The sequence below is a fragment of the Flagellimonas pelagia genome (genome assembly GCF_003584135.1).
Classification (GTDB): domain Bacteria; phylum Bacteroidota; class Bacteroidia; order Flavobacteriales; family Flavobacteriaceae; genus Flagellimonas; species Flagellimonas pelagia.
On sequence record NZ_QXFI01000024.1, the window covers coordinates 39370 to 53065 of the forward strand.

Consider the following 13696-nt stretch of genomic DNA (forward strand, 5'->3'; position numbering starts at 1 on the left):
TTTTATGATTTATTTGGTTTTAGATTTCAAACCATTGGTCTAGGTCCAGTCTTTGGTTGGATTCGGACTTGTGGTAAAAGGTATTGCTCATTGGATCGTAATCATATGCTTTGGCCATTTCAGCACCATGCTCCGCTATTTCGCGAAGTGCATCCAGTATAAGGTCCAGTTCCCCATCCGTCATAGTGGGATGGAGTGAGAGACGGACCCACCCAGGTTTGTCCTTAAGGTTCCCGTGCTCGATCTGGTCGGTAATGTGCCGTGATCGTTCTTGGGTGACCTCCAATAGTATGTGTCCATAGGTGCCGGCACAGGAACAGCCGCCCCGGACCTGGATTCCATAGTGGTCGTTCAATAATCGGACCACCAGATTGTAATGGAGATGTTCCACATAAAAGGAAAAGACTCCTAAGCGGTACCTGACTTCCGGTGCGAATACATGCAAGCCCTTGATCTTGGGCAACTCCTCGAAACATTTTCTGGTAAGTTCATTTTCCCGTTGCCGGATCTGCTCTATGCCCATTTTTTCCTTCAGAGCGATCGATAGGGCTGTCCTTATGGTCTGTAGGAATCCAGGCGTTCCACCATCTTCCCGGGCCTCAATACTTTCAAAAAAACTGTGCCCCCCCCAAGGATTCGTCCATTTTACCGTTCCACCACCTGGATTGTCCGGAATCCGGTTCTTGTAAAGCGCCTTGTCGAAAACCAAAACGCCTGAACTGCCAGGCCCCCCTAAAAACTTATGTGGGGAGAAAAAAATGGCATCCAATTTCCTTGCCTTGTTCTCCGGGTGCATATCAATCTGGACGTAGGGTGCTGATGCGGCAAAATCCACAAAACAGTACCCGTCGTGTTCATGCATGATTTCAGCCAACTCATAATAGGGGGTTCCCACCCCCGTGACATTGGAACAGGCCGTAAAGGAACCGATCTTGAGTTTTCGGTCCCCATATTTACGAAGTTCCCTGCGCAATTGGCGTGTATCGACGAACAGGTCTTCTGTAGGCTGTAACAATACGACATCGGCCATGGTCTCCAACCAGGTCGTCTGATTGGAATGGTGTTCCATATGGGTCAAAAAAACGACAGGTCTTTCGGTCTCTGGAATCGAGAGGGAATTCTTGAACTTTTCTGGGAGCTTTAGCCCCAAAATACGCTGAAACTTGCAGAGCACCCCGGTCATACCGGTGTCAGTGGTAATAATGACATCTTCCTCGGAGGCATTGACATGTTCCTTGATCCGGTGTTTAGCCTCCTCGTAAAGATTGGTCATCAATTTCCCGGTAAAAGTGGTCTCGGAATGGGTGTTCCCGACAAAGGGACCGATTTTTTTTTTCATGATATCCTCTATGGGGCCATATAACCTACCGCTCGCGATCCAATCCGCATAGACGATCTTTTTGGTCCCAAAAGGGGTTTCGATATTTTCGTCGATACCGATAATATTTCTTCGAAAGGAATTGAAGTACGATTCCAATGATGTTTCTTTTTTCAAGATTATTATTATGAAAAGCTACCCTTTATCCAATCCAACTCAACAAACTACTAATTCAAATATTTATGGCAATGTGTTGAAGACCCCATACGATAAGGCCTAAGTTTCTATTTTTACTTGTTTTGAATTGATAGATAAGGGCAGCTTTATTGATTAATTAATTTTCACAGAATGCGATATTCTGTAAACCCTATTGTACTGGATTCTTCCCGGCTTATCGGTCAGTTATTGCCTCTAGGGAAAAATCCCGGGCACTGAATTTTGTTTCAGTCCATATAGGATTCCACAAAGTCCAAATAAGTAGTGATGGATTCCGCAAAGGCTTTGGAAAAGTTTTTCCGGTTCTCCTCACTGTCACGGACCCCTTGGAAATTGGCCTCTATCTGCATCCCGAAAACTTTGGGGTGGTCGTAAGCGGTATATCTTCTAGTGTTATATCCTCCGTTGAAGTAGGGCTCGCCCTCCTTGGGATAGGGGTCGCCTTGGCTTGGAACCGCAGGGAAACCGGCTCGTTCCATAAGGGTTCCGAAAGCGTTTTCCCCGGTCAAGAGTTGGTTGAGTCCCAATTGTGGGTTACCCTTTAATAGGTTCCGTACCGAAGTGTTTCCGCCAATTTCAGACTCGGAACTTTCCCCTTCCCTTAGTTCCTTGAGGGCAGGTGTCCTAAGTAGGTACCCCAACTCCAAACGTTTTACTTTATGGCTTTGGCCGTGAAGGTCGATGTACATCGCATATCCGTATTTTTTGATGGCCGCATCCAAGGCCTCCTCGATATGCTTGTGATATTGTCTCCAGGTATACTCCATTTGTGGGTTTCCACAGGTGGCCTCCTCCAGGTCCCGGTTAAAATCGATCTTACTCCTTGCCAATCGGGCAATGACCAGGTATGGTTTTTTGCCATGGACCTTGAACGCATTCTCTATTTCCAGTGCGAGCTCGACCGTATTGTTGTCCATTACCTTCGCGCCACAATCCCTGTCCTTGATCTCCTCAGGAGATATGGTGCCCCCATGTGGGGCACTGATAACCAAAGGGATGTTGCCCTTGACGGTTTCCAGCCAGCTGTCCTCGAATATTTTCCGTCCTTCGGACAAAGCCTTTTTGTCCGAACCGTCCGATGTGCTTTTGCCACCAGCGCACTGCACTTGAAGAAGTGCAGTGGCAACTAGAAGGCAAATGAGCATGTTTTTCCCAATCTTTCCTTGAAAAAATAGATCCCTATGCATTTTTCGGTGACTTAATTTTTCAATTATTGATTGACTTTGGTAGGTTCATATAAACCAGGATCTGCCGGGGCCGCAGGATTTGACAAGACCTCGTCCTGGGGATACAACATACGCTCCACGTTTTGTGTACTGGTCGGTACGTTCAAAGGAAAAGGCACCGCTACGTCCGAATCATTCTTTCGGAGTCTGCGCGCATCATCGAATGGCATATAGGTGGTAAAGCCAGAAACATATCGTTCTTCGATGATTTCCCTGAGCAAGGCAGTATTCGGGTCTGTCCCGTCTATATTTTCCATGCCACCGGAATTGAAATCCCCGGCCACATAGGCTTCATATAAATAGGGTTCGGCGGAAAAATTCGCATTTAGGAAACTTCCGGTATTCAGATAGGCACGCAACTCGTTCAAATGTCCCAAACCAATTTCGAAACTTTGGGTACGGGCACCCGCTTCCGCCAATATGAGCATATTCTCCTGAAATGTGATCATTGGCTGTGGTTCAAGTTCCTGTGCTACACCCAGATTTCCGTCCGCATCCGATTGGTCGATGACATAGTACTGGCGCCTGGCCGTTTCATCGGTCTTGGCATTGTTTCGGGAGATTCCACTGGTATCGTCCAATAGCTGCATCAAATAACTGTCCCCGGTCCCTGTGTTCGGGCTACCGGCCAAAACAATGTAGTATTTGTTTTTGGTGGCGTTTTGCCCCGTAACGTCAAGGGGATTGAACATCATGTTGTTATCACTAGTGGAAATCCCGTTCAAGGCTGCACTATAAGCTTCGCCATATGCTTTGGTATGCATAAAGTAACGAGCTTTAAGGGTCCATGCGGATTCGAGCCATTTGTCGCGGTCTCCTTGGAAGATGTAATCCTCCAGAACGCCAAAACCGGCAGCACCCTCTAAATCGGCGATGGCACTGTCCAACAGTATCTGTAACTGTTCAAAAACATAGAGTTGGTCATCGAATTCAGGGTTTTCTATATCACCCAATGCCTGAGAATATGGGATATCGCCGAACAAGGAAGCATAAGTACCCACCAAATGAGCTTCTACTACCTTGGAGATACCCAATAATAGGGGGTTGTCCACAGCTCTGTCCTGTATTTGCCGCACTGGCGTCAAAACATTTTGGTAGCCATCCCAATCAAAGGTATTGTTGGCGACATTGTATTGATATCTTTCCAGTTCCACTTGTTCAAAACCGGTCAGTTGTCCGGACCAATAACCCGCCATTCTACTATAGGCCCCCAATTGGATGCCGATGTTTGAAAGCTCCGCGCCGTTTAGGAAAAGACCTGCGTCAATATCTGTTAAAGTTAATTGGTTCGGATTTTCGTTGAGATCTTCGACCATTTTTTCACAACCAAAAAAAACGAAAGCCGTGAAAATCAAAAGAATTTGTATATATGTTGATTTCATGATTATTAGGTTTTAGAAATTGGCTTGAAGGTTAAACAAAATCGAACGTGTTCCGGGATTGTTGAAGTAATTCATTCCGAAGGCATTGCTGACACCATAGTTATTGGTCTCTGGGTCCACATCCTTGATACCGGTCCATAGAATCAAATCCCGTCCCGTCACCGATATCCGGAACGAATCCAATGCCAGTTTTTTACTCAACTTAAGGCCTGAAAATGTATACCCAAGGGTCACGTTACGGAGCTTGGTCCACGTGGCATCCTCGATGAACAGGTCATTGGTCTTGTTGAAACCAAGGCCACCTCCGATACCGCGATACCAAGATTCATCCAATAGAACATCCCCACCACCAAAGTCGGCAATGTTCCCCCTTACCGTGGTTCCGGCTAGGATTACATCTCCATTGACATTGACAAGGTCCTCTGTTAGGGTAACCTCCTGGGCTACATCCTTGTGTACGCCAAACCCATATAATACCACTCGTGTTCTATTAATGAAATCGCCACCTTGGGAATGTTCGAACAAGAAGCTGAAGTCAAGACCTTTAAAGTTTAGTTGCATGCCGATGCCTCCCCTCCAATCGGGATTTGGATCTCCGAGTACGCGGCTTTCCGTATCCAATTGTGGAAAACCGTTGGCATCCAAAGCCAAACTATTGTCCTCATTTCTTAGGGTTCCTGGCAAGAAAAAGGAACTCATCGGATATCCCTTGACGGCTTTTGATGTTCCTCCAATATCCACGGTTTCGGCTCCAGCAATATCCACAACCATATTTTCGTTGTTGTTGTAATTGGTGTTGATCGAAAGTTTGAGGTCATCGGTTTCGATCAACTTGCCAGTAAGATCGACTTCAAGACCTTTGTTCTCGATGACCGCGGCGTTCTTATAGTTAAAGTTGAAACCGGAACTCGGATTGGCTTTGACGGCAAAGAGGATGTCCTTGGTTTCATTTCTATAATAGGTAAACCCTAATCCCACTCGGTCTTTAAAGAACCGTAAATCGGTACCAACTTCCCACTCTGTCTTAATCTCTGGTTTCAGATTTGGATTTCCTTTTTCCGAATCGACCATAAAACTTCCTCCGAAGTTTGAAAATCCTGTTGTGGCCAAAGTCTCGAATTTATAGGGAGCCGGTTGAATCCCTACCTTTCCCCAAGCTGCCCTAAGCTTTCCAAAACTCAGGAAATCAGAGGAACCGACCAGATCACTGAACTGCCAGGCAAGGTCTACTGAAGGATAGAAAAAACTCCCTTTTATGGTTGAAGAGGCTTCCAAGGCTCCTGAAAAATTGAAAAACAATTGACCATAAAGATTTATTCCCAAAATACCATAACCACGGTTTGAGCGAATATGCTGAAGATTACGATTCCAAGAACTGGCCGCTTGATCTGGATTGAGATCTGGTGTGGGTAACCTTGAATCAACGGCAAAAGGACTTATTGTATTTGTATTGATAACTCTTTTCCGATCATTGAAGTTAACACCGAACGTGGCGGATACCCCTAAATCATTGCTAAAGTCATGTGTAGCAACTATAATTCCATCTAAATTGAACTCCTTGCTGTTAATATCCGTCTGACTCCAATACCCGCTACTTCGAAGGCCACTAGCCGAACCGATTGGATAAAATTGACTTCTTGCATCCGTATAATAATCCAGACCGCCCCTTAAAATGACTTTTAGCCAATTGACAGGGTCAATGGTCAACTCGGGATTGATGATGAAACGGTTGACATCATTGGGTGCTTTTTGTTCGTTTAAAGTCCATAAGGGATTGTTGTAAATGGGATTTTCAGATTCTCCCAATTGGCGTCTATAGGACCTTTGTCGATTTGTGATGATGTCTCCGTTGGATGCCGTGTAGGTTCCGATATAGTCTGTAATATCAAAATCAGGTGCGGTCCTTAAAAGCCCTAAAAGGATACCGTTGGTTGTTTCCCCGGCCTGTTCAATACGATTCGATCTAGTGTTGGTAAAGGATACTCTATTGTTCCAACTCAACCAATCTGTCATTTGGAACTTGGTGTTCAACCTAACATTTTGTCTTTTGTAATCATAATTTTTGATGATTCCTTTTTGATCCAAATTCTCATAACTAAAAAAGTAAGAGGCTCTTTGCCCTCCGCCATTTACGGATACATTGTGTTGTGAAAAGGTTCCAATACGAAAAACCTTGTCATAATTACTATCAGTAAATGTTTCTCTTGAGTTTTTTGAAATTACGGGATAATATCGATTGCCGGTTGTGCTTGACAAAAAAGATGCTCCGGATGTATCCAAGTCATCGGGCTCACCTGAGCGGTCTGTGATTTTGTCGCCCCAGGATTCTGCAAAAGAAGTACTAAAAACTCCATTACGTCCTTGTCCAAAGGAGTTCTGAAGAGGAGTTCTTACATTGATATAATCATAGGATTGTGAAAAAGTATATTGTATGGTTGGCTTTTGACCCAATTGACCACTTTTTGTAGTAATCACAATAACCCCATTTGCAGCACGGGAACCCCAAAGGGCAGCAGCTGATGCACCTTTCAAAATCTGAACTGAGGCGATATCCTTTGGATTGATGTCGTCCAATCGCGATTGTTGGCTGAGGGTGACGCCTCCAATATTGTCATTGCTCACGGGAATACCATCCAAAATGATCAAAGGCTGACTGGCACCTTGAATGGTGTTCGCACCGCGGATCTGTATGGAAGATCCAGCCCCTGGGTCACCATTGGATTTGCCGATCCGTACCCCTGATGCCTTACCTGCCAATGCATTGATAACCCCGGCTTCCCCAGATTTGGCAATGTTCTCGGATTGGATAGTGGAACTTGTGGAACCTGATTCATCCTTTAGTTGCTTGGTACCAATGGCCGTTACGATAACTTCATCCAAATTACTGACACTGGGGACCATGGTCACATTGACGACGGGATTGTTCCCTACGGTTATTTCCTTGGTTTGGTAACCAATATAGGAGTATACCAAAATGTCTCCTTGGGAGGCATCGATGGCATAGTTTCCATCGAAATCGGAGGAGACCCCCTTTATTGTCCCCTTAATGACAATACTGACCCCAGGTAGGGGGGAGTTGTTCTCATCAGTAACGGTTCCTGTGATGTTAATGAAATTTGGCTTCGATGCCTTTTCTGATTGGGTGCTGATCTTTTCCGGTTCATTTTCCTTTTCTACAAGGACGATCAACTTTCTCCTGATTTCATAAGAAATATTGCTTTCGGCAAGGATAATGTCCATCAGGACATCGATTTTAACTTTTTCCACATCCACCGAAATCCTTTTGTTCAAATCCAATGTGGAATTTTTGTATAGGATATTGTAATCGGTACTCTCCTCAATTTTTTCGAAAACGGATGCTATGGATGCATTTTCCATTTTCATCGAAACGAATTTTTGAGAATATGAATTATTGGCATTGAGTTGGAACAGTGCAACCAATAAAAACAGGGCGGAAATTTTCATTTTCAAATCTATTTTAGCACTAAAATAGCTTTTGCATAGTGTGTTTTTCATACTTTTGATATGGTTTAAAAATTGGTCATTCAGTTTTTGAATTGTTTGAAAACCAGGGATTGTTCCCGCAATTCCTGGTTCTTTTTTAGGTTTAGTTCATAGGCGTTAGTTGTTTTTCTGAGTTAGTATTATTTTATCGTTGGTTATCTTATAGGCAAAATCCTTGATTCTTTGGAATCCTTGTAGGACCTCTTCAATAGTTTCCGTTTTGAAGCGACCCGTGTACCGTTCACTTTTAAGAAGGTCCCCCCTTATTTCGATGGCCACATTGTAGTGCCTCTCCAATTTTTTGGTAATGTGGATGAAATCTTCGTTTTTGAAATACAGGATGCCTTCCTTCCAGGCAATGTACCTGCTGACATCCACATCGGTCAGTTGAAGTTCTTTATGACCATTGGAATAGAATGCCATTTGGTTCGGTTTTAAAAGGAGATGTGATGCTTCGAAACCATTGCTCCTTTTGACCGAGAGACTGCCTTCCACCAAGACCACTTGAACGGTTTCGTCATCGGGATAGCTGGATAGGTTAAATTGAGTGCCCAAAACTTTAGTGTCCAACTCCCTTGTTTTGACCCTGAAAGGGCGCAAGGAATCGGATTCTACGGTGAAATATGCTTCCCCTGTCAATTCCACATCCCTTGGTCCCGAAGCATAAAATGCCGTGGGATAGGTCAAGGAAGAACCGGAATTGAGATAGACCTGGGTTCCATCGGAAAGCACAATCTCGAATTTCTTCCCATAGGGTACGTTGAGGGTATTGTATACCAAGGGTTCGCCCAAATCATCGTTCTCAATGCTAACTTTTTTGTATACAATCTTAGATCCATCCTGTTCAGCAATGATATTGTTTGAACGCGTGACAATTGAGGCATCCTTGTTCGATAGTTCCTTGGTCGTACCATTGTCCAGGACAATGGTGACTTCCTGTTGGCCAACGGTCTTTGGGCTATTGTTTCTTAACAAAAGCAATGTTGATATTCCGATAAGCCCGATAAAAATTGCAGCATACCGCAACCAAGCCTGTCTTCTTTTTCTTTTGGACCTGACTAAAAGGTCAAATTTTGACAGTAATTCCTTTTTGTACTGTTCGGCATTTTCCTGACCTAGGGACCGTGTTATCAAATAGTGAAGCTCGGCCGATTCCTTAAAGGAAGAAGGATTGTCCTTGACCCATTGGGCCAATTGCTCAATTTCATCCGGGTTTGAAGGGTTTTCAAAGAAATTGAAAATAATTTTTTTGATATGTTTATTTTTCATTATCGTTAAATGCGGATTACCAAAATGTTATTTGTTAAACGATCTGAAATTGACAAACCCTTGGTTTTAATCAAAAAATATTGATAATATTGATCGGACTTAGAAGATAGGTGCAATGGATTCCAATGATATCGGGGAAAATATTGATTTAATCGCAATCCAAAAGGGCAGTCGAAAGGAATTCGAGAAGGTTGTTGAGCTTTATTACAACGAACTCTTTTTTTATGCCAAAAGTTTATGTAGGGACGAATTGTTGGCCAAGGATTTGGTCCAAGAAGCTTTTTTTGGACTATGGCAAAAAAGGGAAACTTTGAATGCAAAAACGGTTCTTAGGGGGTGGCTTTATCTTTCATTGAAGAATAAATTCCTGGATCATGTAAAAAAGTACAGAAAGGAAACCTATTTTTTCGAGAGGACCTATTCGGAGACCATGGAAACCCTTTCACAACAGGATCACCAAGAAAACCTATCCAGAAAGATTGAATTGATGGATAGGGAGATTGACTTGTTGCCCAAGAAATGTCAACAAGTATTGGTCTTGAGCAAAAAGGAAGGTTTGACCAATGCGGAAATTTCAGATTATCTCAACATTTCCATCAAAACCGTGGAAGGCCATCTTTCCAATGCATATAAAATCCTCAAGGAAAAGTTGTATGAGAAATTTCAAATTTTGTTCACTGTAATCGGTTTCAGATCAAAGTGATGACGAATCGTTCTAGGTTCAATCCTTCATAGACCCCGATAGGGTTATAGTTGATTCAAATTTTTGCCAATCCTACCGTTAGTTGTTAATGGATTTCTTCCATCATTTTTTTACAGGACATGAATTTTGTTCTTTATACTAGAATAATAATGAAAGTCCTGAAACCATTAGCAAAAACAGGATGCTCTTTTTATAATGGGCCTTTCCTGATTTTTTGAACGTTTTTCTTCCCAAAAACTGGGCGGAAAGGAAAATGGGAAAAATAATCGCGGCGTATTTACATTGCTCAAAATTTAAAATGCCATTTAAGGCCAAGGTTGGTATTCTGGTAAGGGTAACAAGTCCTAAAATGCCAATCATCGTGGCCCTTATGGTATTGATTTCCTTGATCCTATTCTCCACGCAGATGATATACAATGGTCCCCCAGTGGAGAATATCCCAGAGAAAAAACCTGCCAAAATACCAAGACCTAAAATACTGGTATTCCCCAGATTCGATTCTCGCTTACCTAGAAGGGAATACAACACGTATGCGAGTATAAAGGCACCAAGCATTTTTTTTAAAAAGAATGGCTTGGAATATGAGAGGACCAAAACCCCTAAAACAACCCCTACAATTGATGTTATGGAAAGGTCAAGGATTGTTTTTTTATCAATGAAAACCCATTCCCTGTAAATTAGGAAAATACTTGAAAATACATAGAATAGGGAAATGTAGGCAATGGCCTCCGGTAATTGAAACTTCAATAATAAGATGGGAAGTGCAATGAGAGAACCTGCAAATCCCATGGCACTTTGAACATAAAACCCTGCAAAAATACCTATGGTCAAAGTAATAAGTGAAAATAAATCCATGTTCCAGAAATTGAACGGCTAAGCTAGTGGGTTGTAAAATGGTTTAAAAATTGAAAAATTGGAGAAAACAGGTATATTTAATTGAATATGCGTTATTTTGACAAAAAATATGTTGAAAAGATGGTTGATGGAATAGATAACCGAATAATTGGTCTTCTGAGAAAGAATTCTAGGTATTCATTTGCCGAAATCGGCAGAATCATTTCACTTTCGCCTTCATCTGTGAGGGAAAGGATTCAAAAGCTGGAAGATTTAGGCATAATCGAATCGTACAGTCTCAAGGTCAATTATGCCTTGTTGGGATATGGGATGGAGGTCTTTATCCTTCTAAAGATTTTCGATGGAAAACTAAAGTATTTTTTGGAGGAAATCCATGACTTTGTTGAAGTGGAGGAGGCGTATAGGATTACCGGCCCGTATAATATCCATATTAGAGCAATTCTGCGGGACCAAAAACATTTGCAGGACTTTGTGGACAGGCTCATCAATTATGGAAGTCCAACAACCCTTTTGATTCTATCCGATATTGAAAAGAACTTGTGATTCATTGTTTACTTATTTGCGAACCGCATAATTCGATTTTAAATGTAATATAATATAATGATTTTTTGATTTTAATTTTTTGCATTAAGACATAAAATATAATCCACCCTGAGAAAATGTTCTAAGCATAATATTCTGGAGCTTGTCTGGTTATAAACTCTGCAAGAGATCTGTCCTCAATATAAAAAGATACATAGGATAAACAATTCTTTATATTGTGATAGGTTATGTTGAAAGAAGTTCCCAAAAACAGTCAACATAAACTGAAATCATTTTATGAATTCGTCAATGCCTCTTAAAAGATAAAGTTAGAAGGGCTTATTTTTATATCTTTGTTTATATCCCAAATCTGGCCTCATGAGAAAATACACAATTACAGTTGGAGTGATATTGGTAATATCTTCTTGTAGCAAAGATGATGACGTTTCAATTAATGACAGGAAGGAGGCACTTTTTGGCCAATGGGAATATGAGGCTATTGATTCCGATACTGCCGTTGATATCAATGGTGACGGGACCGTAAACATTGACCTATATAACACAAACGAAATTCGTCAATGTCTTAAAGACAACTTAATCTTTTTTACAGAAGGGGCAATTGGAGAAAAAAACGAGTTTAGAATTAATGAAAATGGTCTTTTCTGTGGTGAAGTTGACCCATATAGTACGGTGGAATCGGACAAATATGAGTTGATCAATAACGAAATTCTACGCTTCGAGAACAGAAATGATATGCGAATCATAGAGTTTACCAAGAACCGTCTTGTACTGGAACAGGATGATTTTTTGGATGATCAGGATGTCGTTATCACATATACTTACAAACGGTGTTGATTCAGATATTGAATAAGTGGGGCATAGCCCATTAATGAATTTTATACCCTTACCACGGAGCCAAAAGTCCAATCGCTCCATTGCCCATCACTGTCCCGTACCCTTACTTCATAAGGCTGATCTAGGTATTTCAATCTACTTTCACGCGGTTCGGTCTCCATCTCAAAATACCTGTCGACACCACTTCCCTTGGCTTCGCTGTAGTTCAACAATTTGGTATCCCAACGATTGTCCTGTCTGTTGAAAATGCGGATCTCGACCTGTTCCAAGCTTGCTCCATTATAGGCCTCCGAACAGTTAATGCTAAAGCAGGTATATATCCATTCTGTATATCGTCTATTTTATATTAAATAACTGATATTGATTTAACTGTATTTAATTATATTTTTATTAGTTCGATATTAGTTCGATTTCGAGAGGTAATTCTAATGAGTGATTACTTTATTCTCACCAATGATAATCAAAATTTCAAAGAGATTGAAGTAATGCGGGGCATTCATTTGCAAATATACACAGGGGAAAACCACAGTTTTTATGTGGATTTCCTGTAATGGGGTCTCAAATAAATTTTCTAAATTGGAAAACTCCCCCATTTTAAAAGCCACTCAAAATGAGGTGTGTGTATTTCTTACCCTAAAATTGGCTTCCCTAATTTTTTGAATATTTAAAAATTACCGAATATGAAAGCCACGTTCCACTCTTATTTCTCATTTTTTGCTTTTTTTCAGTACCAATTTCAGCTCAATATGGACGGTTTACAGAAGAAGAAAGACTTCGCGAACTCAGGAAAAATAGCGAACCATTACGTTTGCTTGTAGAGGATATCCGTAGGGCGGTTTACCCAAGCGAAAAGGACTTGGACGACTGTCTACCTCCTTTTACAAGTGGAACAATAACCCTTGAAGGGGCATCAGAAGGCGAGGCGGGAATTGAATTAAACCTAGTTCTGTTTAAAATAACATCAAAAAAGAACAAAGGGAAAATAAACAAATCTGTAATAACTTTTGTAAGGCACACGATTTGTAGTCCATTGATGGATAAAGTGAGAGATGGAAGCACGGAGAATTTTAATATTATTAGAAATCTTATTGTCTTATTGTTCAGCCTTTTCAGTTTATTAATTTTAGTGACTATTTGAAACCTTACCCTATTTTTGAAGTTCTTTTGTAACCCAGTCGCACGTAATCATTGTTATATTTGCAATTTGAAATTTTTGGCAATCATATTATAAATATATTTCTTGGCACTCAATTTTATGTCTGATATCTTACGATATAATATATATATATGACCTATCCTATGGAAAGCCTATTTCGCCCTCAAAAGATTTATGGATCTGCAGAATAACTAGTTTTTAGTGCTTCATGAAACCTTTTATCCCTGCTTTCAAGTTTTTGCACAACCTGTGCATCGATTAATTCTTACCTTTGTTGAAATTTATGAAAACACTTTTTTCCATATCAATGTCGCTATTATTCTTTTTTCAGGGAATTAGTATTGATATGGACTTTTGTGGACCCATTAAAGAAATTTCAAGCATCCTAATCCATTACCAAGACCATAAAGTTTATGGTGACTCTTTCCTTGAATATGTAGTTGAAGATTACTTTGGTAACGTAGCAAAAGCTGAAAGGCACCATAATGACTCTGGTAAGCAGAAAACACCAATCCATTCCCATCAGCAATGTTGCCACCCTTTAGTATTAATTATTGCGAACAACAATTCGGCTTTAATTAATCTATTAAAGTTTGAAGGGAAAGAACAGTTTAACTTATATAAAGTAAACTTCACTTCCAGATATTTGGAATCGCTTTTCCAACCACCTAAAGTATAATTCAGTTTTTT

Annotated in this window: 12 protein-coding genes; 5 read left to right on the forward strand and 7 right to left on the reverse strand. The window is 41.1% G+C overall.

Annotated features, from left to right (window positions below):
- Positions 1-19 precede the first annotated feature (19 nt).
- From D2V05_RS08630 to D2V05_RS08650, 5 genes are all read right to left on the reverse strand, one after another.
- Complete coding sequence (locus D2V05_RS08630) at positions 20-1495, reverse strand: aminotransferase class V-fold PLP-dependent enzyme (RefSeq protein ID WP_119647241.1); 1476 nt, start codon at positions 1493-1495, stop codon at positions 20-22.
- 266 nt (positions 1496-1761) lie between these two features.
- Positions 1762-2679, reverse strand: a complete 918-nt coding sequence (locus tag D2V05_RS08635; RefSeq protein WP_127137025.1) for an N-formylglutamate amidohydrolase — start codon at positions 2677-2679, stop codon at positions 1762-1764.
- A 65-nt stretch (positions 2680-2744) separates the two neighbouring features.
- A complete protein-coding gene (locus D2V05_RS08640; RefSeq protein WP_119647243.1) occupies positions 2745-4142 on the reverse strand; it encodes a SusD/RagB family nutrient-binding outer membrane lipoprotein in 1398 nt (465 codons plus the stop codon).
- 12 nt (positions 4143-4154) lie between these two features.
- A complete protein-coding gene (locus tag D2V05_RS08645) occupies positions 4155-7607 on the reverse strand; it encodes a SusC/RagA family TonB-linked outer membrane protein (protein ID WP_183114809.1) in 3453 nt (1150 codons plus the stop codon).
- Positions 7608-7763: 156 nt separating this feature from the next.
- A complete protein-coding gene (locus D2V05_RS08650) occupies positions 7764-8915 on the reverse strand; it encodes a FecR family protein (RefSeq protein WP_119647245.1) in 1152 nt (383 codons plus the stop codon).
- Positions 8916-9030: 115 nt separating this feature from the next.
- Between D2V05_RS08650 and D2V05_RS08655 the strand changes: the two genes are divergently transcribed.
- A complete protein-coding gene (locus tag D2V05_RS08655; RefSeq protein ID WP_119647246.1) occupies positions 9031-9618 on the forward strand; it encodes an RNA polymerase sigma factor in 588 nt (195 codons plus the stop codon).
- A 138-nt stretch (positions 9619-9756) separates the two neighbouring features.
- Here the strand turns inward: D2V05_RS08655 and D2V05_RS08660 are convergent, their stop codons facing one another.
- Positions 9757-10473: a sulfite exporter TauE/SafE family protein gene (locus D2V05_RS08660; RefSeq protein ID WP_119647247.1), complete on the reverse strand. Its 717-nt coding sequence runs from the start codon at positions 10471-10473 to the stop codon at positions 9757-9759.
- Positions 10474-10593: 120 nt separating this feature from the next.
- Here D2V05_RS08660 and D2V05_RS08665 point away from each other — a divergent pair, with 120 nt between their 5' ends.
- Both D2V05_RS08665 and D2V05_RS08670 read left to right on the forward strand, forming a co-directional pair.
- Complete coding sequence (locus tag D2V05_RS08665) at positions 10594-11016, forward strand: Lrp/AsnC family transcriptional regulator (protein WP_072882442.1); 423 nt, start codon at positions 10594-10596, stop codon at positions 11014-11016.
- Between the two features lie 357 nt (positions 11017-11373).
- Entirely contained in the window at positions 11374-11850 is a 477-nt protein-coding gene (locus D2V05_RS08670) for a hypothetical protein (protein ID WP_119647248.1), read from the forward strand.
- 41 nt (positions 11851-11891) lie between these two features.
- Here D2V05_RS08670 and D2V05_RS08675 read toward each other — a convergent pair whose 3' ends face one another.
- Positions 11892-12119 carry a hypothetical protein gene (locus tag D2V05_RS08675; protein WP_119647249.1) on the reverse strand — a complete coding sequence of 76 codons (228 nt, stop codon included), beginning with the start codon at positions 12117-12119 and terminating at the stop codon, positions 11892-11894.
- A 539-nt stretch (positions 12120-12658) separates the two neighbouring features.
- On the opposite strand from D2V05_RS08675, the gene D2V05_RS08680 reads away from it, so the two are divergent.
- Both D2V05_RS08680 and D2V05_RS08685 read left to right on the forward strand, forming a co-directional pair.
- Positions 12659-12988: a hypothetical protein gene (locus D2V05_RS08680; protein ID WP_036383457.1), complete on the forward strand. Its 330-nt coding sequence runs from the start codon at positions 12659-12661 to the stop codon at positions 12986-12988.
- Between the two features lie 301 nt (positions 12989-13289).
- A complete protein-coding gene (locus D2V05_RS08685) occupies positions 13290-13685 on the forward strand; it encodes a hypothetical protein (protein WP_225604828.1) in 396 nt (131 codons plus the stop codon).
- Positions 13686-13696 lie beyond the last annotated feature (11 nt).